At 68.1% G+C, this 22912-nt stretch carries 22 protein-coding genes and 1 pseudogene; 12 read left to right on the forward strand and 11 right to left on the reverse strand.

Features of this window, described 5'->3' with window-relative positions; translation table 11 throughout:
- Window positions 1-36: 36 nt before the first annotated feature.
- The 3 genes from ACQPZK_RS17195 to ACQPZK_RS17205 form a co-directional block, all read right to left on the reverse strand.
- On the reverse strand, window positions 37-756 hold the full coding sequence (locus tag ACQPZK_RS17195; RefSeq protein ID WP_433533928.1) for a VOC family protein: 720 nt from the start codon (window positions 754-756) through the stop codon (window positions 37-39).
- A 114-nt stretch (window positions 757-870) separates the two neighbouring features.
- Complete coding sequence (locus ACQPZK_RS17200; RefSeq protein ID WP_433533929.1) at window positions 871-1518, reverse strand: hypothetical protein; 648 nt, start codon at window positions 1516-1518, stop codon at window positions 871-873.
- A gap of 92 nt (window positions 1519-1610) precedes the next feature.
- Window positions 1611-2798 (reverse strand): LLM class flavin-dependent oxidoreductase, encoded by a 1188-nt coding sequence (locus ACQPZK_RS17205; RefSeq protein ID WP_433533930.1) that lies wholly within the window; start codon window positions 2796-2798, stop codon window positions 1611-1613.
- 157 nt (window positions 2799-2955) lie between these two features.
- Here ACQPZK_RS17205 and ACQPZK_RS17210 point away from each other — a divergent pair, with 157 nt between their 5' ends.
- From ACQPZK_RS17210 to ACQPZK_RS17230, 5 genes are read left to right on the forward strand one after another with little or no spacing between them, the layout of a single operon-like run.
- A complete protein-coding gene (locus ACQPZK_RS17210) occupies window positions 2956-3933 on the forward strand; it encodes an aliphatic sulfonate ABC transporter substrate-binding protein (RefSeq protein ID WP_433533931.1) in 978 nt (325 codons plus the stop codon).
- The gene (locus tag ACQPZK_RS17215; RefSeq protein ID WP_433533932.1) at window positions 3930-4760 is read left to right on the forward strand and encodes an ABC transporter permease; all 831 of its coding nucleotides are present in this window, start codon (window positions 3930-3932) and stop codon (window positions 4758-4760) included. The genes ACQPZK_RS17210 and ACQPZK_RS17215 overlap by 4 nt, the downstream gene beginning before the upstream one ends.
- Complete coding sequence (locus ACQPZK_RS17220) at window positions 4733-5464, forward strand: ABC transporter ATP-binding protein (RefSeq protein WP_433533933.1); 732 nt, start codon at window positions 4733-4735, stop codon at window positions 5462-5464. The genes ACQPZK_RS17215 and ACQPZK_RS17220 overlap by 28 nt, the downstream gene beginning before the upstream one ends.
- Window positions 5465-5479: 15 nt before the next feature.
- Entirely contained in the window at window positions 5480-6886 is a 1407-nt protein-coding gene (locus tag ACQPZK_RS17225) for a selenium-binding family protein (RefSeq protein ID WP_433533934.1), read from the forward strand.
- Window positions 6883-7512 carry a hypothetical protein gene (locus tag ACQPZK_RS17230; RefSeq protein ID WP_433533935.1) on the forward strand — a complete coding sequence of 210 codons (630 nt, stop codon included), beginning with the start codon at window positions 6883-6885 and terminating at the stop codon, window positions 7510-7512. Before ACQPZK_RS17225 ends, ACQPZK_RS17230 begins: the two co-directional genes overlap by 4 nt.
- 104 nt (window positions 7513-7616) lie before the next feature.
- Here ACQPZK_RS17230 and ACQPZK_RS17235 read toward each other — a convergent pair whose 3' ends face one another.
- Window positions 7617-8468, reverse strand: a complete 852-nt coding sequence (locus ACQPZK_RS17235; RefSeq protein ID WP_433533936.1) for an alpha/beta fold hydrolase — start codon at window positions 8466-8468, stop codon at window positions 7617-7619.
- A 169-nt stretch (window positions 8469-8637) separates the two neighbouring features.
- Between ACQPZK_RS17235 and ACQPZK_RS17240 the strand changes: the two genes are divergently transcribed.
- Genes ACQPZK_RS17240 through ACQPZK_RS17250 form a run of 3 tightly spaced genes read left to right on the forward strand, consistent with a single transcriptional unit; the run spans window position 8638 to window position 10146 of the window.
- On the forward strand, window positions 8638-8949 hold the full coding sequence (locus tag ACQPZK_RS17240) for a hypothetical protein (protein ID WP_433533937.1): 312 nt from the start codon (window positions 8638-8640) through the stop codon (window positions 8947-8949).
- Window positions 8943-9224 carry a hypothetical protein gene (locus tag ACQPZK_RS17245; protein WP_433533938.1) on the forward strand — a complete coding sequence of 94 codons (282 nt, stop codon included), beginning with the start codon at window positions 8943-8945 and terminating at the stop codon, window positions 9222-9224. Before ACQPZK_RS17240 ends, ACQPZK_RS17245 begins: the two co-directional genes overlap by 7 nt.
- A 55-nt stretch (window positions 9225-9279) precedes the next feature.
- Window positions 9280-10146 carry a metallophosphoesterase family protein gene (locus ACQPZK_RS17250; RefSeq protein ID WP_433533939.1) on the forward strand — a complete coding sequence of 289 codons (867 nt, stop codon included), beginning with the start codon at window positions 9280-9282 and terminating at the stop codon, window positions 10144-10146.
- 147 nt (window positions 10147-10293) lie between these two features.
- Here ACQPZK_RS17250 and ACQPZK_RS17255 read toward each other — a convergent pair whose 3' ends face one another.
- From ACQPZK_RS17255 to ACQPZK_RS17275, 5 genes are all read right to left on the reverse strand, one after another.
- Window positions 10294-10782, reverse strand: coding sequence for a MarR family transcriptional regulator (locus ACQPZK_RS17255; RefSeq protein WP_433533940.1), 489 nt, complete (start codon window positions 10780-10782; stop codon window positions 10294-10296).
- Between the two features lie 130 nt (window positions 10783-10912).
- Complete coding sequence (locus ACQPZK_RS17260) at window positions 10913-12157, reverse strand: helix-turn-helix domain-containing protein (protein ID WP_433533941.1); 1245 nt, start codon at window positions 12155-12157, stop codon at window positions 10913-10915.
- Window positions 12144-12323, reverse strand: coding sequence for a hypothetical protein (locus ACQPZK_RS17265; RefSeq protein ID WP_433533942.1), 180 nt, complete (start codon window positions 12321-12323; stop codon window positions 12144-12146). Before ACQPZK_RS17265 ends, ACQPZK_RS17260 begins: the two co-directional genes overlap by 14 nt.
- A gap of 149 nt (window positions 12324-12472) precedes the next feature.
- A complete protein-coding gene (locus ACQPZK_RS17270) occupies window positions 12473-13384 on the reverse strand; it encodes a transcriptional regulator (protein ID WP_433533943.1) in 912 nt (303 codons plus the stop codon).
- Window positions 13385-13473: 89 nt separating this feature from the next.
- Complete coding sequence (locus ACQPZK_RS17275; RefSeq protein ID WP_433533944.1) at window positions 13474-14094, reverse strand: helix-turn-helix domain-containing protein; 621 nt, start codon at window positions 14092-14094, stop codon at window positions 13474-13476.
- A 142-nt stretch (window positions 14095-14236) separates the two neighbouring features.
- Between ACQPZK_RS17275 and ACQPZK_RS17280 the strand changes: the two are divergent.
- The 3 genes and pseudogenes from ACQPZK_RS17280 to ACQPZK_RS17290 all read left to right on the forward strand — a co-directional run.
- Window positions 14237-14461: pseudogene (locus ACQPZK_RS17280) on the forward strand (dsDNA nuclease domain-containing protein); the annotation flags it as partial.
- Between the two features lie 159 nt (window positions 14462-14620).
- Complete coding sequence (locus tag ACQPZK_RS17285) at window positions 14621-15475, forward strand: hypothetical protein (RefSeq protein ID WP_433539384.1); 855 nt, start codon at window positions 14621-14623, stop codon at window positions 15473-15475.
- A gap of 610 nt (window positions 15476-16085) precedes the next feature.
- Window positions 16086-18056, forward strand: a complete 1971-nt coding sequence (locus ACQPZK_RS17290; RefSeq protein WP_433533945.1) for a hypothetical protein — start codon at window positions 16086-16088, stop codon at window positions 18054-18056.
- Between the two features lie 271 nt (window positions 18057-18327).
- Here the strand turns inward: ACQPZK_RS17290 and ACQPZK_RS17295 are convergent, their stop codons facing one another.
- Window positions 18328-20715 carry a galactose-binding domain-containing protein gene (locus tag ACQPZK_RS17295; protein ID WP_433533946.1) on the reverse strand — a complete coding sequence of 796 codons (2388 nt, stop codon included), beginning with the start codon at window positions 20713-20715 and terminating at the stop codon, window positions 18328-18330.
- 181 nt (window positions 20716-20896) lie between these two features.
- On the opposite strand from ACQPZK_RS17295, the gene rfbD reads away from it, so the two are divergent.
- Complete coding sequence (gene rfbD, locus ACQPZK_RS17300; RefSeq protein WP_433533947.1) at window positions 20897-21829, forward strand: dTDP-4-dehydrorhamnose reductase; 933 nt, start codon at window positions 20897-20899, stop codon at window positions 21827-21829.
- Between the two features lie 14 nt (window positions 21830-21843).
- Here rfbD and ACQPZK_RS17305 read toward each other — a convergent pair whose 3' ends face one another.
- A complete protein-coding gene (locus tag ACQPZK_RS17305; protein ID WP_433533948.1) occupies window positions 21844-22896 on the reverse strand; it encodes a GDP-mannose 4,6-dehydratase in 1053 nt (350 codons plus the stop codon).
- Window positions 22897-22912: the final 16 nt, after the last annotated feature.

The raw sequence follows: 22912 nt of genomic DNA on the forward strand, positions 1-22912 counted from the left end.
CGCAGGCCGCTTCTGCCGAGTTGAGGGAGGCGTTCGTCACCGCAGTGCTGCTGCGAGTTCGGCGGCGTTGTCGAACGCGGGTGCCGCCCTTTCGGATTCGTCGTCCGTGAGCGTGACGGACTGGGCGCGGGCCAGCGTGTCGGCCGCAGTCTTTGGATCGTGCAGCACCATCGCTAGTTCGGCGCGGTAGACCAGGACCTCCACCTGCTCGACCGGGTCGTCGTCGGCTTGCGGGCGGGCCAACGCGCTGTCGAGGATCCGGACGGCCTGCTCGACGCTTCCCCTGGAATCGGCCTGCACGACAGCATTCGCCAGGGCCTTGGCCAGCCGCCCGGCAGGCGTGGCGGCCGGCATGGGTGCGGTGGCGGGGTCCCGAAAGACGCGGATCCAGTTGCCGCCCGGGTCGATGACGCTGAACCCGCCCAACCCGTCGGCGTTCTTCCGCGCCCTGGGCCGGGTCATCCGCGGCGTTCCGGACACCAGTACCTTGCCGTACGCGGCCCGCATGCCGGCTGCGAATGCCTGATGTAGTCCCTCGATGTCCGGGGTGATGACGAGACAGGAGCCATAGGACTGCTCCGGGTCAAATCCGGGGATCTCGAAGAACTGCAGATGCAGGTCTTCCCGCTGAACCCCCACACACGCGTTGGGCTTGCGTTGCTTGTACGTGGTGCGGAAACCGAGAACCCCGTAGAAGGTTTCGATGTCGTCGATGGATGCGCACGGCAGCAGGGGAACGGTCCGCTCGTTGGTCATGCCTCCTTCCTAGGCGTCGCAGGGTGTCCGTCGCACATGGAAATAGCCGATCATCGCCTTCGGTCAGCCGATCGGCTGATGACCCAGAATGCAAAGCTGCCCAGCCGAACCGTCTCAGGACGGCGCGGCGGTCCAGGGCGCGTCCGGCCCGGTGCGGTGGGCGCTCTCGCCCGGACCGAGGTCGAGAACGTCGAGCAGCGTGAGGTCGTGTTCCACGGCGTGGTGGAGGTGGCTCAGCTTGCCCGTCGCGGGGTCGGCGTCGCTCGCGCCGATGAGTTGCCAGAGTCCGTCGTCGGCGTCGTGGCTGACGTACAGGATCGGCTCTTTCTGGTCGAAGACCTCGCCGGTCTGGATGCTGCTGGTGCCCAACAGCCAGTGTTCCATCCACCGTGCGCGCCGGTCACGCTCCATGACGCGGTCCACCACCCACCAGATGAACGGCAGATCCTGGTGTGCGCGGGCCTCGGTCGCGGTGAGGTCGGGGCCGCCCTCGGGGACCCGCTCGAACGGCTCGTCGACGAGCGAGCAGGCGTAGCTGTTCTCGCTGTCGAAGATGATCGCGTGGAAGCTGCCGCCGCCGGGGTTTCCGGCCCCGATTCCTACCGTGAGCCGGGCGACGTGAGGCTCGGAGTTGGTCGTCCAGCCGAACGCGTACGACGCGAGCTCGCCGCGGGGCCCGACGAACTCGCCGAAAGCGCGCCGTTCCACACCCGAGCCGGCCCGCGTCTCGGTCAGCCGACCCTCGATCACCTTCAGATTCACGCGCGGAGACTACCGGCACGGACGGGATGCGCGTCCCGGCAGCGGCACGTCGTCGGGTGCGGGCTCGCGGGGCGCCCGCACCCGACGGCCGGTCAGCGAACCGCCGCGGGCTCCGGCGACGGCCGGCGTGTGGTCGTACCGGCGAAGGGGACGTCCGGGAGGTCGGCCGGGTCGGGCTGGCCGTCGGGGTGTCGCCACAGGCCGCGCTCGCGCAGGATCGGCAGTACGCCCTCGCCGAACCAGTACGCCTCCTCCAGGTGCGGATAGCCGGAAAGGATGAACTCGTCGATACCGAGCGCGTGGTACTCGGCGATCCGGTCGGCGATCTCGCGGTGGCTACCGACCAGGGCGGTGCCGGCCCCGCCCCGTACCAAACCGACGCCGGCCCACAGGTTGGGTGAGACTTCCAGGCTGTCGCGGGAGCCGCCGTGCAGGTCGAGCATCCGGCGCTGCCCCTCGGACTCGCTGCGGCGCAGCCCTTCCTGCACCGCCTTGATGTCGGCCTCGGCGATGCCGTCGAGCAGCCGGCGCGCCTGCGCCCAGGCCTCGTCGGCGGTGTCCCGGGCGATGACGTGCAGCCGGATCCCGAAGCGCAGTTCCCGGCCGGCCTCGGCGGCGAGCGCCCGTACCCGGTCCAGCTTGTCGGCGACCTGGGCCGGCGGCTCGCCCCAGGTGAGGTACACGTCGCTGTGTCGTACGGCCACGGGCAGGGCGGCGGCGGACGAGCCACCGAAGTAGACCGGCGGCGCGGGGTCGGGCAGCCGGTGCAGTCGCGCCTGCTCGACGCGCAGGTGCTCGCCCGCGTGGTCGACGGTCTCTCCCCGCCACAGGGCGCGCACGACGTGCAGGAACTCGTCGGCTCGCGCGTACCGGGCGTCCTTGTCCAGGAAGTCCCCGTACGCCCGCTGCTCGCTCGACTCGCCGCCGGTGACCACGTTGAGCAGCAGCCGGCCCCGGGAGAGCCGCTGGAAGGTGGAGGCCATCTGGGCGGCGAGGGTGGGTGAGGTCAGGCCGGGCCGGAACGCCACCAGGAACTTGAGGCGTTCGGTGACCTCGCTGAGCATCGCGGTGGTGAGCCACGCGTCCTCGCACCACGCGCCGGTCGGGGTGAGCGCGCCGACGAAGCCCAGTTGCTCGGCGGTGCGGGCGATCTGACCCAGGTAGGCCACGCTCGGCGGGCGGGCGCCCCCGGCCACGCCGGTGGGTACGCCGTGTCCCCCGCCGACGACGTCCCGGCTGTCGCCGTTGGTGGGCAGGAACCAGTGGAAGGTGAGGGTCATCGCGGCTCTTTCCGTGTGTGCGCGTGGCGCTCCTGAGGGGTGGGACGAACCCGCCGACAGCCTACCGATAAAACCTATCGGGTTAGTAGGCTACCGCCCACGCCATCCCACGCCGGTCGACGCGGCCCGGCTCGTCCGCTCATCGCAAGGAGCCGTCATGCGTACCCTCTCACCTGGCCATCCCCCGCGTCGCCGGCTGCTCGCCGCGGCCCTCACCGCGCTCGCCCTGCTCGCCGCGGGCGGCGTGAGCGCCTGCGGCGGTTCCGCCGACGCCGGCGACGACGGCGGCAAGCTGCGGATCGGCTACCAGCGCTTCGGCGGGCTCAGCCTGGTCAAGGCGCGCGGCGCGGCCCCGGACGTCGAGTGGTCGCTGTTCGAGAGCGGTCCGGCGCTCACCGAGGCGCTCAAGGCCGGGTCGATCGACATCGGACAGGTGGGCGAGGCCCCACCGGTCTTCGCCGCCGCCGGCAAGATCCCGTTCTCCATCATCGGCACCTCGGAGCCGATCCCGCAGGGTGAGGCCGTGCTCGTCAAGGCCGACAGCGGCTTCCGCAGCTTCGCCGACCTCAAGGGCAGGACGGTCGCCCTGAACAAGGGCTCCAACGTCCACTGGCTGCTGGTGCGGCTGCTGGAGGCCAACAAGATGAAGCTGAGCGACATCAACGTCAAGTACCTCAAGCCGGCCGAGGGACGCCCCGCCTTCGACAGCGGTCAGATCGACGCCTGGGTGATCTGGGATCCCTACTTCGCCCTGGCCGAGCAGCCCGGCGTGCGGGTGCTGGCCGACGCGACCGGCCTGGCCAGCAACCGCGAGTACGTGCTGGCCGCCCCGGACGCGGTCAGCAAGCGCACGGACGACGTCCGGGCGTTCCTGGCGAAGTACCGCGAGGTGACCGACTGGGGCATCGCCAACCCGCAGGAGCGGGCCCGCACGCTCGCGCCGGAGCTGAAGATCCCGGAGGACGTCACCAGTCGCGCCCTGAGCCGCAGCGCCAAGCCACTCGCACCGGTCACCCCGGCCATCGGCGACGAACTCCAGGCGATCACGGACAGCTTCATCGCGCTGGAGCTCATCCCGGGACCGGTCGACATCAGGAGCCGGGTGGACGACCGCTTCAGCGCGGTGTTCCAGTGAGTCGTACCCCGTTGCTGGAGACGCCGGTGGAGGTCGTAGCCGAGGCGACGGCCGCAGCCCGCCCACGGCGGACCCTACGGTGGCGGCGGATCGTCAGCCCGGTCGCGCTGGTGCTGGGCTGGGAGCTGGCGGCCCGGACCGGGTTGCTGGCGCCGGAGAAGCTGCCCGCGCCCAGCGACGTCCTCGCGACCGGCTGGCGGCTGTCCCGCGACGGCACCCTCGCCGTGCACCTGGTGGACTCCCTCACCCGGGCCGGCGCGGGACTGCTCATCGGCGGCGTGCTGGCGCTCGTCCTGGGCACCGTGGCCGGGCTGCTGCGGCTCGGCGACGACCTCGTCGACCCACCGGTGCAGATGGCCCGCATGCTGCCGCACCTGGGCCTGGTGCCCCTGCTCATCATCTGGGTCGGCATCGGCGAGTCGCTGAAGATCAGCCTGGTGGCGCTGGGCGCGTTCTTCCCCGTCTACTTCAACACGTACGCCGGCATCCGCGACATCGACGAACGGCTGGTGGAGGCGGCCCGGGCCTGCGGGCTCGGGCCGGCCGCCCGGCTGCGTCACGTCGTGCTGCCCGGGGCACTGCCGTCGCTGTTTCTCGGCCTGCGCCTCGCGATCGGCGCGGCCTGGCTCAGCCTCGTCGTCGGCGAGCAGGTCAACGCCCAGACGGGCATCGGCTTCCTGATGATGGAGGCGCGGGAGTTCAGCCAGACCGACGTGGTGGTGCTGGGCCTGCTCGTCTACGCGCTGCTCGGGCTGATATCCGACCTTGCCCTACGCGTGGCGGAGAGGAGGATGTTGACATGGCGACGCGGACTGCGAGCCACCTGATCGGCGCGACCCCGGTGCTGACCGCGAGTGCGATCCGCCGGTCCTTCGGGCCGACGGTCGTGTTGGACGGGGTCGACCTGAGCATCGCCCGGGGCGAGGTCGTGGCCCTGCTCGGCGGCAGCGGCTCGGGCAAGAGCACCCTGCTGCGCATCCTCGCCGGCCTGGACGGCGACGCGACCGGCGAGACCGTGGTGCACGGCACCGCCGCCGTGGTCTTCCAGGAGCACCGGCTCCTGCCCTGGAAGCGGGTGGCGGCGAACGTCGGGCTCGGCCTGTCCGGCCCCGACACCGCCGGTCGCATCGAGCGGGCGTTGACCGAGGTCGGGTTGGCCGAGCGGCACCGGGCCTGGCCGGCCGAGCTGTCCGGTGGGCAGGCGCAGCGGGTGGCCGTCGCCCGGGCGCTGGTCCGCGAGCCGGACCTGCTGCTGCTCGACGAGCCGTTCGGCGCCCTCGACGCGCTCACCCGGCTACGGATGCAGGTGCTGCTGCGCCGGCTGCGCGCCGAGCACGGCTTCGCCGCCCTGCTGGTCACCCACGACGTGGACGAGGCGCTGCTGCTCGCCGACCGGATCCTGCTGCTCGACGAGGGCCGCATCGCCGCGGAGCTGCCCGTCGACCTGGCCCCCACCCGTACGCCGGACGACCCGGGCTTCGGCGCGCTGCGCCGCCTGCTGCTCGACCGACTCGGCGTCCCAACCACCTGAGGAAGCGGAGATGCGATGACCCGCTGGACCCCCGACCCGACCTTCTATCCGTCCCCCCGCGAGGCGGCGACCGCGCCGGCCGAGAAGCTCGCCTACGTGGCGGCCTTCGACCGTACGGCGAGCCGCCCGGACGCCATCGTGGTGCTCGACACCGACCCGGACTCCCCCGACTACGGCCGGGTCGTCGGCTGGACCGACCTGCCGCACCTCGGCGACGAGCTGCACCACTTCGGCTGGAACGCGTGCAGCAGCGCGCTCTGCCCGACCGCCCCGCACCCGCACGTCGAGCGGCGCTACCTGATCGTGCCGGGCCTGCGCTCCTCGCGCATCCACGTGATCGACACCCAGCCCGATCCCCGACAGCCGCAGGTCGTCAAGGTGATCGGCCCGGAGGAGCTGGCGAAGCGGGCCGGCTACTCCCGCCCGCACACCGTGCACTGTGGCCCGGACGGCATCTACCTGTCCGCGCTGGGCGGCGCGGACGGCGAGGAGGGCCCGGGTGGCATCGCGATCCTCGACCACACCACCTTCGAGGTCCGCGGGGCGTGGGAGGCCGACCGGGGGCCGCAGTTCCTCGCGTACGACGTGTGGTGGCACCTCAACCAGGACGTGCTGGTCACCAGCGAGTGGGGCACGCCGTCGATGATCGAGGACGGCATCATCGGGGAGCTGCTGCTGGGCCGCCGCTACGGGCACGCCATCCACTTCTGGGATCTCGCCAAGCGCCGGCACGTGCAGCGCGTCGACCTGGGCGATGCGTACCAGATGCCGCTGGAGCTGCGTCCGGCGCACGACCCGACGAAGTCGTACGGGTTCGTCGGGGTGGTGATCAGCGTCGAGGACCTGTCCGCCTCGGTGTGGCTGTGGCACCGCGACGGCGACGGCTGGGCGGTCACCAAGGTCATCGACATTCCCGCCGAGCCGGCCGACCCGGCGGACCTGCCCGACCTGCTCAAGCCGTTCGGCGCGGTGCCGCCACTGGTGACCGACATCGACCTGTCCGTCGACGACCGCTTCCTGTACGTGTCGTGCTGGGGCACCGGCGAGCTGCGCCAGTACGACGTCAGCGACCCGCTGCACCCGGTGCAGACCGGCTCGGTGCACCTCGGCGGCATCGTCCGTCGTACGGCACACCCGTCCGCGCCCGACGAGGCCCTGGCCGGCGGCCCGCAGATGGTGGAGGTGAGCCGGGACGGCCGGCGGGTCTACGTCAGCAACTCCCTCTACGGCGCGTGGGACGACCAGTTCTACCCCGACGGGGTGGGCGCGTGGCTCGCCAAGCTGGACGTCGACGTCGAGGCCGGTGGGCTCACCCCGGACGAGCGGTTCTTCCCGCACGGGGACGAGTTCCGGGGGCTGCGCGTGCACCAGACGCGCCTACAGGGTGGGGACGCGTCCTCCGACTCGTACTGCTTCCCGTGACCCTCGGGACCCTGGCGACGCTCGCGGCGCTCGGCGCGTTCCACGGCCTGAACCCGGCGATGGGCTGGCTGTTCGCGGTGGCCCGGGGCCTTCAGGAGCGCAGCCGTTCGGCGCTGCTGCGGGCCCTGCCACCGATCGCGGCGGGGCACCTGGCCTCGGTGGCGATCGTCGCCGCCCTGGTCACGGCGACCCGCTCGGTGACGGCGAGCACGGCTCTGGCGGTGGTCGGCGGGGTGCTGCTGGTCGGCTTCGGACTGTGGCGGCTGCTGTCCGAGCGGCACTTCCGCTGGGCGGGGATGCGACTGTCGGCGGCACAGCTCGCCGGCTGGTCGTTCCTCATGTCGTCGGCCCACGGCGCGGGGCTGATGCTGCTGCCGGTGCTGGTGGCCGAGCCGGTGTCCGGGGGCCATTCCGGGCACCTGGCCGCGGCGCCGGTGGGCGCGCTACCCGGGTTGGCCGCCGCCGGGGTGCACACCGTGGCGATGCTCGGCACCGCCCTGGTCGTGGCGGTGCTGGTCTACGAGGTGCTCGGGGTGGGGGTGCTACGCAAGGCGTGGTTCAACGTCGACCGACTCTGGGCCGGCGTGCTGGTCGCGGCCGGGCTGGTGACGCTGATCCGGGCGTGATCGAGCGATCAAGGAAAGCCGGCACCCGGCCCCGGTGCGAAACGCTGGGGCCGGGTGCCGTAGCGCCGTTACGGCGCTGGCGTCCGATCGGCTACCGGTACGGGTCAGGCGCGCGCCTTCGCAGGCTGCTTCATGAAGTCCATGATCGCCTTGTTGACCTCGTCGGCGTGCGTCCACGGGATACCGTGCGGAGCGCCCTTGAGCGTGACGAGCGTGCCGGTCGGCATCATCGGGCCGAGCCGCTGACCGGTCACCGGGTACGGCAGCACCCGGTCCTGGTCGCCCTGCACGATCAGCACCGGGATGTTGATCTTCGGCAGGTCCGGCCGGAAGTCCTCCTGCCAGGCGTCCACACTGTCGTGGGTGGCCTTGCCGGAGGCCATCGCGCCGATCTGCCAGTGCGCCCGGTACGCCTCTTCGCTGACCCGCTTGCCCATGTTCTGGTCCGGGTTGAAGAACGCGTCGCAGAAGGACGTCAGGTAGGCGAACCGGTCCTTCATGATGGCGTCCTGGAAGCCCTTGAACATCTTCCGGTCGACGCCCTCGGGGTTGTCGTCGGCCTTGGCCAGCATCGGCTCGAGCGGGCTCAGCAGCACGGCCTTGCTGACCCGCTGGGAGCCGTAGTTGCCCAGGTACCGCACGACCTCGCCGGTGCCCATCGAGTGGCCCACCAGGGTCACGTCACTGAGGTCCAGCTCGGTCATCAACACGTCCAGGTCGGCCGCGAACGTGTTGTAGTCGTACCCGAACGCCGGCTGCGCCGAGTTTCCGAAGCCGCGCCGATCGTAGGTGATCGTCCGGTATCCGGCATTCAGCAGCGCGCTGGTCTCCTTCTCCCAGGTCGCACCGTTGAACGGGAAGCCGTGGATCAGCACCACGGGCTTACCGGACCCGTGGTCCTCGTAGTACAGGTCGATGGGCGCGGAGTTCTCCGTCCCCACGGTGATGAAAGGCATGTTTCGTCTCCTGCTCCGGTTTCGGGCTCTCGGACGCCCCGCGCTTTCCCGCCGGGCCTGCGGATATGCCGGCCGGCGGGCACGTCCCGTGGTAGCGCCGCCCATCGACATTTATCGACACGATCGCTAGGCTCGCCGGTAGGAAAGTTTCGGCACACCGGAGGTGGGCATGCGTCGAGGAGTACCCGCAGCGCTGGCCGTCGGAGCGGTCGTGGCCGCTCTGGGCGGCACACCGGCGCAGGCCGATCCGGTGGTGCCCCGGCACGCCGTCGTCATCTGCCAGAGCGCCAGCTTCTACGCCAACTACGACTCCGCCGGCGGTCCCACCGGCCTGAAGCGCACCCTCGCGTACGGCAACAAGATCGGCCACACCCCCGGCGCGCACCCCGTCTACAACGGGTGGGCCGCCTCCTTCGACTTCGGCCCCAACGACTGGGGCTACCTGCGCATCGAGTGCATCGGCGGGTACGACTCATGGTGAGGCGACGGGTGATCGCCGCCCTGCTCGCCGGGGTCGCCACCGTGACCCTCGCCGCCGCTCCGGCGCAGGCCGCCAACGGCACCATCGGCCAGCGCGAGACGGTCTGCGCGAACGACCTGTTCGTCCGCACGCAGCCCAACGGCGCCTGGATGGGCACCCTCTACCAGGGTCAGACGTTCCTGGTCGAAGGTCCGCGCAGCGGCGGTTACGTCTACGGCTTCGCCTACGGACACATCAACCGGCGCGGCTGGGTGCAGGACGGCTGGTTCTGCTGACCGACCGGCCGGATCGGGGTGTCCCGATCCGGCCGCGACGGCCTAGCCTCGATGCGTGAGCGTATCTCCCCGGCTGCGGGCCGTCAGCGACCTGCACATCAGCTACGCGGAGAACCGCGCGTTCGTCGAAGAGCTGCGCCCGGACCACCCCGGCGACTGGCTGCTCGTGGCCGGTGACGTGGCCGACCGGTTCGCCGACATCGAGTGGGCGCTCGCGCTGCTGAGCACTCGCTTCGCCAAGGTCGTCTGGGCGCCCGGCAACCACGAGCTGTGGACGCCGCCGGGCGACCCGGAGCACCTGCGCGGCGAGGCCCGCTACCGCGAGCTGGTGGCGATGTGCCAACGCCTGGGCGTCGTCACGCCCGAGGACCCGTACCCGGTGTGGGACGGCGAGGGCGGCCCCGCCACCATTGCCCCGCTGTTCGTGCTCTACGACTACACGTTCCGGGTGCCCCAGGCGAGCACCAAACAGGAGTCCCTCGACATCGCGTACAAGGCCGGCGTGGTCTGCACGGACGAGGCGCTGCTGCACCCCGACCCGTACCCGAGCCGCGAGGCCTGGTGCGACGCCCGCGTCACCGAGACCGAGCGCCGGCTCACCGAACGCGACCCGGACCTGCCGACCGTGCTGGTCAACCACTACCCCCTCGTACGCGAACCCACCGACATCCTGTGGTTCCCGGAGTTCGCCCAGTGGTGCGGCACCGTCCGCACCCGCGACTGGCACCTGCGCTTCGGCGCGTCCACGATGGTCTACGGGCACCTGCACATCCCCCGCACGACCTCCTACGACGGCGTCCGCTTCGAGGAGGTCTCCCTCGGCTACCCCCGCGAGTGGCGACGACGCGGCCCGGTCCCCAACCCGGTCCGCACCATCAACCCCGCCGACGACGTACGCCGACGCGAGTCCGTCACCGGGTAAGCCCAACCAGCGTCGCCAGCCGCGCCACCCCGGCCGGCGCCGGCTTGGCCCGGGCAAGATCGGCGATGAGAGTACGCGCCAGAGGCCGCCCCCGAACCTCAGCCGGCGCGACGGCCAGGGCAGGCCTGGGTGCTTCTGACGCAAGCCTCAGGCTTGCGTCTCCGGTGCCCGGGTCGTGTTGGCGATGAGTCTCTGTAGCACTGTGAGCGCCGCAACGTAGTCCGCGTCGTCGATACCTCGATGGATCAGCGACCGGATCTCGGGAGCGGACTGCTTCATCCGCAGGCGAGCCGCCTCGCCGGCGTCGGTGAGTCGTAGGTTGCCGTCATGATCCGCGTGGATCCATCCGCGGCTGAGGAGCACCTCGGCGTCGCGCGCGAGGTCATCCTCGGGGCGGATGTACTCGGTCATGGCGTGCTCAAGCTCGGGGATGGTCCTGGCTGCGCGGTCATGAGGCGCGAGGTCGTGCGGAGAGAGGTGGCGCAGGATCCAGAACTGCGGCTGCGTGAAGCCGCGCTTGGCCTGCTCGTCGCGGGTGAACCGGATGATGGATTCGTACGCCAACCGCGTCCAGTACGCGGCCACCTGGTTCGCGTCGGCCTGCATCTGAAGACCGCTGCTTCCTGGGATCTGCATACGGCTGATGCTGGGGGCTCAAGGCAGGTTGAAGTCAAGACCGTGTTGCCGCATGTTGGGGACATGACCGTAGTCCCGAACCCGGTCCGCACCATCAACCCCGCCGACGAGGTGCGCCGACGCACGTCCGTCACCGGGTAAGCCCGACCAACGTCGCCAGCCGCGCCACGCCGGCCGGCACCGGCTTGGCACGGGCAAGATCAGCGATGAGAGTACGCGCCAGAGGCCTCCCCCGAACCTCACCCGGCGCGACACTGTCCGCGTCGACCAACGCCCGCGCCGCCCCGCGCAGGTCACCGGCGTGCAGGTAGATCCGCGCGGCGTCGAGCAGGTAGGCACCCCGATACTCGGCCGGCAGTCGCCGCCACACCTCCCGCCGCACGATCGTCGAATGCCGTGCCACTGCGCCGTCGGTGTCACCGCGCTGCCCCGCGAGGAGCACCCGCGCCATTTCCACGGTGACCGTCCCGAAGCTGGTGCCGTGCGGGTCGTCGTACCCCCGCAGGTTGGTGGCGACGCCCGCGGCCCGCTCGATCAGGTCGGTGGCGCGGCGGTGCTCGCCGCAGCCGGCGGCGGCCAGTGCGGCCTGGACCAGCAACGTCCCGCCCACCGCCCACGCTCGACGGTCACCCCGGCGCTCTCCCCCGCCCTCGCTCCGGTGATCAAGAGGTTTGCGTCGACTTTGATCTCCAAATGCGCCGTAAACCTCTTGATCATCTTCGTCGGCTGACGGTGGGAGGACACGGTGTGCAGCGCTGAGGGTCGCCAACAGGGCCAGGCGGTCCCGGCCCGACGCGCGTAGCGCCTGGGATACCGCGACTGCCGCTGTCGCGGCCAGGACGGGGTCGTCCTGGGCAGCGCCCATCGCGCGGTCGGCGGCCAGCCAGGCGAGGTCGGCCTCGCCGAGCTTGACCAGCAGTAGCGCGGTGATCCGGTAAGCCTGCACCAGCAGCTCGGGTGATCGCGCGCCCTGGGCAGCGTCGAGCACACTCGGCACCGCGCGTACCAACTGCGGGTAGTGCGCGTGCTGGTAGGCCAGCCAGGCGTGCCCGACCTGCCGCCTCAGCTCGTGCATGTGTGGCGGGGTCGGCGGGGTGTCGTAGCGGGCGAGGGCGGCCCGGACGTCGTCCACCCCGGCCGGAGCGCTCGTCGGCGTGCTGAGCGGCTGGCCGAGCAGCACCTCCGGGTCAACCCGCAGGACGCGGGAGAGTTCCTGGATGACCGAGTACCGGTCCAGGGGGCGGACGCCGCGCTCGATCTTGTCTACCCAGCTCTTCGACCTGCGCAGGCGATCGGCCAGCATCTGCTGCGTCATCGAGCGCCGCACCCGCCAGCCGGCGACGCGTCGTCCGATGGGGAGGTCATCGCTGCTCACGCCGCCACCGCCGGTCCGGGACCGCACGGGTCGTGTCGTCCACGGGCACGCGTTCCGCCTCGGCCTGAGCCAGGATGCGCTGCTTGGCAGCCTCCCGCTCGGCAGCCTCAACCTGTTCACCCTTGCTCGCCGTCTGATCGCCACGCCCATCGTGTCTGCCGCTCATTCCCCCACCTCACGGGTCGGGGCGCGACGTGCACATGACGGAGTTGGCAGCCGCGCCCGGCTCGCCGCGCCCCACCGGGCGACCGATCAGCGATGCCTAGGTGACAGCCTGTGACCATCATCGATTGCGATCCAGACGGATCGCGTCCGCTACTGTCCTTCGAGGTGTCCGCCCGACGCGGCGGACAGGCCAGCGGACAGCTCTAGGAACTCGTCAGCGGCGCTCGTCCTGCCGTCGACGGCGGCGATCATCTGGCGCAGCTCGGCGACACGGTCAACGGCACGTTGCGACCGCGCTGTGCGCGCCAGAGCCACGGAACGTCCGGCCACGGCGATGGCCTGCTCAACCTCTCCGGCTTGCAGCAGCGCTTGCGTAAGCCAACCGAGATACAAGGAGGTCTCGCGGGGCGAGTCGTCGCCGTAGCGACGGATGGCGTCTTCCAAGAGGGGCACCGCTCTAAGCGGTCGACGCAATTCAGTCCACACACGCCCTGCCATGACCTGAACCTCGTCCTGGGTCAACCAGTACGCCCAGGAAGGTGCTTCGCGCAGGTCAACATGCTGATAGATCTCCGCGACGTCGCCCAAGGCCCGCTCGGCGAGATTCGCCTCGCCCATGCGTGCATGCGCCCAGGCCACGCGCTCAAGCAGCAGAGCTTGGCCGGTGGACTCGGCCGCGTGCCGGCCCCCCACGTAGGCCGATCGTGCCAAGGTGACTGCCTCGCGCCGGTCGCCAAGATTCGCCTCAAGGTAGGAAAGGCTGCTCAGACAGTTGGCCGCACTCACAGCGTCGCCACCAGCATGTGCAGCCCGCATCCCGGTCAGGTAGTAATGGCGCGCCTCGGAGAGCCGGCCAGCGTCCTCGGCGACGAAGCCCGCCAACTGACACAGGTCGGCGATGACGACGAGCAGCCGGCAATGTGTAGCCTCCCGATAGCTGCCCTCACGAAGCAGGTCAGCGGTGGCGGACAACTCGGCGGAAACCATCGCGTAGGTCTCGGCACTACCAACGTGGTCGTCCAGCCGTCGGAGCTGACGAACCCGCTCTTCGATCCGAGCCACCGTCTCGTCCCCAACCCGTCGGCCCGCACCCAGCTCATGTCGCTGTGGTGGCTCGGCGATCAGCCACTGATGGGCCAAGGCAGCAGCGTTCACAGACGTAGGCGTCTGCGTGACGAGCAGTCCGGCGAGTTGTTCCGCATCGCATGGTGGCCAATGGGCCACGCCGGTGCCCGCCGAATTCTCCCTATCCCAGCGACCGCAAGGAGTGCAACCAGCTTCCCGCCCGCCGCTAGGGCAGTGTCCAAGCGCTGAGCAGTACTCAGGGCCGGCGTCTTACGACCGCAGGCTAGGTCATGCAGGTAGCTCTTGCTGTAGAACGTTTGACTTGCCAGCGCCCGGTAGCTGACTCCACGGTTCATGATCAAAGCGCGAAATTGGTCAGCGAAAGACGAGGTGGGTTCCGACATTACTGCTCCCGACGGTGCTGCGCAGGGCAGCGTCGACATCGCAACTGCCACTTCGGACAGTACCTCCGTCGTCATCGCCCGGCCATGGAGACACACGCCGCGCATAAGCGAGCGCTTTCCGGAGGGGCTTGCACCGAACTGACAGCGGACTGTTTGGGCGTGTCCCGCCGGGCCCGTGGGCTCACCCGGGGTTAGAAGGCTTGGGTAGGCCTGCCGCCGGTCAACCTCCCCACCTTGCGCAGAGCGGAGCGCGGTCCATCGATCCGTGACAGAGCGTCTTGCCAATGTGCGGTTGAGCGTCATCTAACGCGCTGTCAAGCGGCTACCCGACAGGCAGAGGGTCGCTACGGGTGATAGTTATGAGTAACATCCGTCACATGCAGTTCCGTCGTTCGTCACGCTGCGCAACCAGAATCGAGAGACCCGCCCTCTTGGTGGAATCTTTATGACGACCTACGGGGCCGAGACCGCCGGCGCCGCGCGAACGCGTTTGGAGCAAGTTGCGAGGGTTGCAAGCGATCCGACAGGTACTCGCACCTTTGCTCGATACAGGTGGCAGGCGAAGCAGGCTGCCCTTCAGTGGCTCTCGTGCCTCTCGGAACAGGGCCCTTCATTTGTTCTTTGTGAGCACGTCGAGGACGTGACGCTCGTATACCCCGACCGATTCCGCTTCATCCAGCTCAAAACGCGGGATCGCGGTTCTTGGAGCGCGAAGAACATGTGCAAGAGCGGATTCGACTCACTTGTCAGGTCATATAATAATGTGCGACAGGCGCGACTTCACGGTGAGTCAAATTTTGAATTGTGGCTAGAGGGCCCAATTTCAGAAGTGCGCGCAACGGTCAATTTCGTTAACGACCCGGCGACTGCAGACTCCGAGGTCCGGAACAAGCTCGTTACCCACGGACTGAACCGTAGATGGATAAACGACTTTCTGTCGCGCTTGGTTATCCGCCATAACCAGCCAACCCAGGGCCAGATGGATGCGCACGCAATTTATGAGATGGGAAGCATCTGGCCGGACATGTCAATGTCGGAGCTGGAAACCATTTATATACGTTTGCTGGAAACAGCTACGACGGCGCAAGAAGCAGGAAGCCTCCCCCCTACCATCTCCGCGATTCTATCCCAAGCAAAGAATGCGCTGGCCGACCACGGCGAGGCCCCAGACAGCGAGTGTATTCCTGCCGCCATCTCACGGCAGACTCTAAGTCGAGAGATGGTAAGGGCCTTGACGCCGCCCTTGCCGAGCGAGCCCCTTGAGTCCTTGACCCGAAGGCTCTCAACTGGAGCTGGCGTTTCTATGCTAGAGCTAAAAATGCGGGCAGGAAGAGCGCGCGAGGAGACGATTCAGGAAGCAAAATACTATCGGGCTGAAATGGAGGTGCAACGACAACTTCTGATAGCTCAAAGAGTAGACGCGCAAGAAAGCTTGGAAGGGCTTAGTCGTCGAACCCTTTCATTGGCTCGAGCTGTAGCAAGTCAAGCTCGGATGAGCGCGGCCGCAAATCCCGTACAGGGACACCGAGAGGCCGAGTTTATCGCCACAGGTCTTCTATCACGCTTGGCAGACCTCAGTTATTGTGATCACGACAAGCTCTTCGGTGGCAACCCATTCCACGTCTATGGATACCTGGCACATCTCTCCGATAAGTGTGATTTCCCCTGGCGGGCGGCAGCATGACGGTCGTTGCTCAAGTGCCGCCGGGGACCGCTGCGAACAGCGGTCTTCCGCCGACCCACCTCGGGCCGTATTCGGTCAGCCGCGCCCGCTACCGTGCATCTCGCGAAGGCGAGGCGCGGATTCTGCTGCTGATTGACCAATTTAGTACAACTGCAAGAGGGAGACCTCGACATCTTGAGGGTCGCGTTAAGCTGGCAAAGCTTGACTTTCTTTTGCGATATCCGCGACACCTGCGCAGAGTCCTCGAGGCGCATAACGCGCGGCCCGCCGATCTCGCCTCTGTCGAAGAGGATGACGCACCCTTGGACGCACGGATGATGCGTTATCGCTATGGCCCCTGGGATCCTTCGTACTATTCGATACTTGGCTCCCTTGTCGGCCGAGGGCTCATTGAGCTGACGCCTCTTGGCACAGCGAAAGGCCTTGGCTATAGAACCACTGGATTAGGGGCAAACCTCGCGGCGACGCTGAGAGAAGACGAAAGCTTTGCCTACATGGCTCAAAGGTTACGCCTTCTTGCGAGATATCTGGACAAAAGTGGTAGTACGTTAAAGAATTACATTTATGAACTACCCGAGGTTGCCGACGCCGAATGGAATGAGGAGCTAGCATGACGGATCCGGCGGATCTACCCGAGATCCTCCGCTCGAATGACCTTCATCCGAACCGTCATCGTCTGGAGCTTGTATCCATCGAACTTGTCGGCGGCAATCGGCGAGTCAGATTCACGCCCGGCCTGAACATTGTTCAAGGTGACATAACCACCGGAAAGACCACGTTAGTAAATCTTATCCGTGGGTTGCTTGGAACAGTCCCGCGAAACCTCCCGCCAGAGGTTGAATACGTCCGAGCATTGCGCGGTGAAGTCGTGCTCAACGACCATGCCTGGCAAATATATCGGCCCCGAACAACCACACGAGATGCACCGGTCGAAGCGGCCGAAATGACGTCATCAGCCGACAGCCTCAGTCGCGCATACCGCCTTCGCGCGACCGGGGCCGAGTCATCGTACAGCACCTTCATGTTGGACCAGCTTGGCATCCCCACAATCAACGTTCCTCAGGCACGTAGTGAACCGACAGGCGCTCAGACGCCCGTTACGATGACTGACTGGCTTGGTTACTGCATCATTACGGGCGACGAGCTGGACACCCAACTCTTCGGCCATCAACGTGTGTTTAGGGATGCTAAAAGGCGCTGGGTCTTTGAAATAGCATATGGCTACTACGACCAATCGATCGCAGAGCTAAACGCAAAGCTCCGAAGCGTTGAACTCCGCCTCGACGCATTAGATCGAGCAGCGGCTGTCCAAAAGCGCTTTTTGGAAGAGACCCCTTTTGCTGATCGGCAGACAATTGTTCAGGAATTGGAGGCTCTTGCAGAGCACGCGACTCGTCTTCGCATCGCCCGTGAGAGCCTAAGCGAATCCGCTGTGGAAGTACCGGGAGTTCGTGAATTACGTGAACGGCTTTTAGCCGCAAGAAGTGAGCGGGCAGAGGTTGCGGCAAGAATCTCTCGAATTGAGGGACAGATTAAGGATTTGTCGGATCTCCAGCGTCAGCTTTCGAGTCAGTCTGCTCGGCTGACGCGAGCAATCGTGGCAGATGAGTGGTTAGTGGACTTCGACTTCCTGGTCTGTCCAAGATGCGGCAGCGATGTGGAGGCAGCGAGGGCACCGGTCGACAAGTGCTACCTGTGCTTGCAGGATCCCCAGCCGTCGACTTCTCGGGAACAATTGCTCGCCGAGCAGGAGCGCGTCATTAGCCAGATAACTGAGACTGGAGAGGTTCTCTCTCTGAGACGCTCTGCTTTGGCGAAACTCGAAGCATCAGGCGACAACCTTGAAGTGGTGGCGCACGACCTAGCCTCAGCGCTGGAGATGCAGACTCGGACCTTCGTGTCAGATAACGCCAGCCGCCTCGAGCACCTTGCCGAAGAGCAGGGGCGATCCCAGACTCGGTTACGCACCCTTGAGGATTATCTGAGGGTCTTGGATCGGCTTGACAGTCAGGGGCGCGCGCGTTCTGACCTGGAGGCCGAAAGGGAAGAGCTGGTCGGCATAATCGGCAGCTGGGAGCTTACGCAGGGAGACGCGGAAAGTAACGTCACGGCACTTGAATCTCGCATGCTTGAGTACCTACATGCTCTTCACATCCCTGAGCTGGGGCAAGAGTTGACCGTAGAAATCAACAGGAACACGTACCTGCCGATCGTTGCTGGAAGATCTTTCGACGAATTGTCGAGTCAAGGTCTCAAAACTTTGGTCAACATCGCTCATGCGCTTGCCCACCACACGGTTGCAATTGATCGAAATCTTCCCCTGCCTGGCCTCCTTGTACTGGATGGACTTTCTGCCAATGCGGGCTTTGAGGGCTTCGACCAAGAACGAGTTAGCGACGTGTATAGACTGCTTGCCACGGTTGGGCGAGAATATGAACACTCACTTCAGATCATTGCTTTCGATAACGTTCTGTCTAATCGGATTCTTCTTGAATATGCTCAAATGGTCGCCTTGAACTTGACCCAGGAGGATCGCCTGATTCGCCTGCCGGCTATCGATGGCAGTACTGGAAATGACTAAAGGATGGTGGTGCTACTGAGCGTCCGGTGGTCCGTTTCATCCCGCAAAACCGTTTGCCAGCTGCCCGTTCGCTGGCAACTTGTCAAGCGGTGACGGCGATCTTGCGACTCCGCTGCACAGTCGACGAGTTGTGTGCCACCGCGGCTTGGCAGCCCGTCGATGCGCAGTGACTGGCTGTCGGCCACGACCTGGCCGAAAGAGCCCGCTCGCCAGCTGGGAGCGCGGTGGGTGGCGGCCGCCGGTCGGCGTCCGGCGGCCGCCCCACGTCCGGTCAGCTCGCGTACACCTCAAGTGCCGCCAGTTGCCCGGCCGGCCAGCCGGTGTTACCGGTAACGGTGATCCGCACGTAGCGAGCCTGCGCGGCACTGAACGTCAGCGACACCGAGTTGCCCGTCGAAGGATCGAACGTCCGCCCCGCCGCTCCAACCAGCGTCCCGAAGCTCGAACCGTCCGTGCTGCCCGTGACGGCAACCGTCTGCGTACGAGCACCCCACGCCGATGACGGCGGCAGCTTGAGCACCACCCGTCCGACCGTGCGGGTAGCGCCCAGGTCGACCTGCACCCACTGGGGGAAGGCGTTGTTGGCGCTCTCCCAGTAGCTGTTCGCGTCGCCGTCGACCACGTTGCCCGAGCCGTAGCTCTGGACGTGGCTGCTCTCGCTGGTGGAGCGGCCGCGGGCGAGGTCGGAGTTGGCGGCGGCGTCGGTGGTCACGGTGACGGCGTTCGACGCGCTGGAGGTGTTGCCGCCCGCGTCGCGGGCGACGACCGTGAAGGTGTACGAGGTGGACGCGTTGAGTCCGCTCACGGTCGCGGTGGTGCCCGTGACGGTGGCGACGACCGTGCCGCCCTGCCGTACCTGGTAGCCGGTGACGCCCTTGTCGTCGGTCGACGCCGTCCAGGCCAGGGACACGCTGCTCGACGTCTTGGCGGTCACCGCGAGGTTGCTCGGGGCGGTCGGCGGGTTGTCCGTGGTGCCGCTGGATCCGTACACCTCGACCTTGGCGAGCTGGCCCGCCGCCCAGCCGGTGTTGCCGGCGATGCTCAGCCGGACGTAGCGGGCCGTGGTGGTCGTGAGCGTGCGGCTGACGGTGTTGCCGGTCGCCGGGTCGAAGGCGAACACCGAGGCCCCGGCGATGGTCGAGAAGGAGCTGCCGTCGACGCTGCCCTGCACGGTGATGGTCTGGGTCCGCGCGCCCCAGCCGGCGGGGAGCCGCACCACGAGCCGGCTGACCTGCTGGCTGGCGCCGAGGTCGACCTGCCACCAGTGCGGGAACGAGCCGCCGCCGCTCTCCCAGTAGCTGCCGGCGTCGGAGTCCACCGCGTTCGCGGCGACGAACGGGCCGTTCTGACTGCTGGCCGAGGTGGACCGGCCGGCCGCGAGGTCGCCGCTGGTCGGCGGTGGGGTGCCGACCGTGGGCGGGGTGGGGCGGGTCGCGGTGAGGGCGAGCTGTCCCTTGAGCATGCGGCCGCCGTCGGCGGTGATGCGCAGGTAGTAGTCGGAGGAGCAGGCGACGCCGTCCTCGTCCAGGGCGCGGATGTTCGCGCCGGCCGGGGTGGTCGCCTGCGTCTCGGAGGTCTTGGCGATCTGGTTGCCCTCGTTGTACTCGTCGAACATGGACACGTAGAGGCCCTGGGAGCCGAGCCGGACCATGTTGTAGATGTGCCGCCAGTAGAAGTCGCCGTGGCGGCGGTGCCCACCGGCCAGGTCACCGGGCATCACGCAGGGCAGGTAGTCGATGCCGCGCGCCGCGCAGTCGGCCATGTCGCCGAGGTTGACGTTGTTGTAGTACGAGTCGAGACCTTCGAGGGTGTCGGTCCGGTAGACCATCCACGGCGAGATCGCGTGGAAGGCGTGGTAGACGTCGAGGAAGCCGGATCGGGAGTCGTTGATCCCCTGCCGCCACCACGTTGGCACGCCGCCGATGACGTAGCAGCCCTGCGCCTTGAACCAGTTGATGACCTCCAGGCAGGGCCCGGGGGTGAAGGGTCGGCTGGGTTCGCTGAAGCCGAAGCCCCAGATGCAGACGACGGGCTTGCCGTTCTGGCGGGCGTACGCGCTGGACGCGGTGTGCGTCGACATCTTGTTCAGCCAGTCGGTCTTGATGTCCGCCTGCATGGTGAGCCAGTCGGTGACGTCGTACATGATGTAGAACTTGCGGCTGTAGCGCTCGGCCGCAGAGCGGACCTTGAGCGTCATGGCGTCGCGGGTCGGCCCCTCGTCGCCCGTCGGGTTGAAGCGTTGCAGGGCGGCGGTGTCGCAGCCGTACTCCTGCATCCAGCGGAAGTGGGTGTCCACGGTCTGCTGGTCGTAGGAGGAGAAGAGGGTGGCCGGCGACCCGTTGCCGAGGTTCGGGTACGCGGTGGTGTAGCTGCGCGTGTACTCGCGCATGTCCGGCCAGGACACGATTGTGGTGTTGCTGGGCGACGGCGGCTGGAACCGGTCGCGGCTCCAGTGCCACCAGCCGCCGATGGGCGCGGAGTCGCCGGGGGCGCTGAACCAGCCCTGGTAGCCGACGGTCACCTTGCCGACGACGTCGCCGGGAGGGCTGGCGGCCTGTGCGGGGCTGTCGAGCGTGGCGAGCAGTTCGGTGGTGGAGGCGGCGGCGAGGGCGGAGCCCGCCAACACGGACGTGACGAACCTGCGGCGGGTTACCGCCATGAGGACCACTCCTTCGGGACGGAAGGCATTGACGGCCATCGTGGCAGTTCCGAATGCGGTTCAGCAAGAGTACGACTGATCGATGGAAAAATTCGTCAGGTCTCGGGAAGTGGCGCGGGGCTCTGGTGTTTCATGCATCAAAAGCCCTGCTTGGGCGTTATGTACGTTTTACCCTGTTTCGATGGAGACAGCAGCTCGGTGGTTGGTGACCGGAGCGCACGGCATGCTGGGTCGCGACCTGGTCGACGCGCTCGCCCGTCACCCCGGCGCGGCCGTGACCATCGCCGACCACGCCACGCTCGACGTCACCGATCCGGTGGCGGTCGCGCGCCTCGTGCCGGGCCACGACATCGTGGTCAACACCGCCGGCTGGACCAATGTGGACGCCGCCGAGGAGGCCGAGGACGACGCGACGGCCGTCAACGGCACGGCCGTGGGACACCTGGCCCGAGCCTGTGCCGACTCCGGCGCCTGCCTGCTGCACATCTCGACCGACTACGTCTTCGGCGGGGCCGCCCGCCGCCCCTACCGGGAGCACGACCGCACCGGCCCGCTGAACGCGTACGGCCGGAGCAAGCTCGCCGGCGAACACGCCTTGCTGCGGCTCCTGCCCGAGCAGGGCTGGATCGTCCGTACCGCCTGGCTGTACGGCGAGCACGGGCGCAACTTCGTCGCCACCATGCTCGCCCAGGCCGCCGAGTCGCGCGTGGTCCGGGCGGTGGCGGACCACACCGGCCAGCCGACCTGGAGCCGGGCGCTGGCCCGCCAGCTGGTGGAGCTGGGCCAGGCCGCCCACGCCGGGGTGGCCCCGCCGGGGATCTACCACGGCACCAGCGCCGGCCACTCGACCTGGTACGACCTGACCCGGGCGCTGTTCGAGCTGGCCGGACTGGACCCGGAGCGGGTCCGGCCGGTGCCGCACACGATGTTCCCCCGCCCCGCCCAGCGTCCCGCCTACGGCGTGCTGGCGCACGGGCGGTGGCGGGTCGCCGGGGTGCGCCCGCAGGCGCCGTGGCGCGAGCAGCTCGGCGAGGCGTTGCGGACACCGGTGTTCGCCGCTCTCGCCGAGACCGCCCGCGCCCGCTCACCGCGCCTCGAGACGACGGGGCGGTAACCCGCCCGCCGCCGTTACTGGGTCGCCGCCATCTGGTCGAGGTCGCGCGCCTGGGTGAGGACCTGGCCGCCGTGGCGGCGACGGGCGTCCCGCACCGTCATCCGCACACCCTCGGTGAGGCCGACCTTCGGGTACCAGCCGAGCAACTCGCGCGCCTTGCGGATGTCGAGGGCCATGGTGCGTACCTCCCCCGGCCAGGGCAGCGGCTCGTAGCGGGCCGCGGCGTCGACCCCGCACGCGTCCCGGACGGCGTCGTACACCTCGTTGATGCTCGTCTGCCGGCCGGAGGCGATGTTGACCATTCCGGCCCCCGGGTGGTGGGAGGCGACGGCCACCGCCTCGGCGACGTCGCTGACGTGGATGAAGTCGCGGGTCTGCGCCCCGTCGTCGTAGATCACCACCTGCCGGCCACGGACCAGGGCATCGGCCATCAGGGACACGACGCCGCAGTCGCCGCCCTCCTGGCGGGGGCCGTAGACATTGCCGAAAACCATCGAGGTGTACGCCAGGCCGTGCTGGCGCCCGTACCAGTCGAGGTAGTGCGCGGCGGCGGCCTTGCTGATGCCGTACGGGCTGACCGGCGCGATCGCGTGGTCCTCACGGATCGGCAGCTCGTTGGCGGGGACCCGGCCGAAGATGGCGCTGCTGGCCGCGTTGATGACCAGCCGTACGCCGTTGCGGACGCAGGCGTCCAGCACGTTGACGGTGCCGAACACGTTGACGTCGGCGTCGTACAGGGGCGAGCGGCGGGCCGCCGGGACGCTGGGCTGCGCGGCCAGGTGCACCACCACCTCGGGCTGCCACTGCTGCACGATCTCCAGCCCCTCCGGGGTGCGGATGTCGCCGGTCACCACGTCCGCCTCGGTCAGCCCGCCGTACGCGGCGTCGGCGAGGTTCTCCAGCCGTCCGGTGGAGAAGTTGTCGAGGACGCGGACCTCGCTTCCCATCAGCATCATCCGGGCGACCACGTGGCTGCCGATGAAGCCGGCGCCGCCGATCACCAGAACGCGCCGGGGCACCGGGGTTGTCGCCGGTTCTCCACTGACGGCGATGTCGGGCAGGACCATCTGGAACTCCTCGGTA

Source organism: Micromonospora sp. CA-249363, from assembly GCF_050950185.1.
GTDB lineage: Bacteria > Actinomycetota > Actinomycetes > Mycobacteriales > Micromonosporaceae > Micromonospora.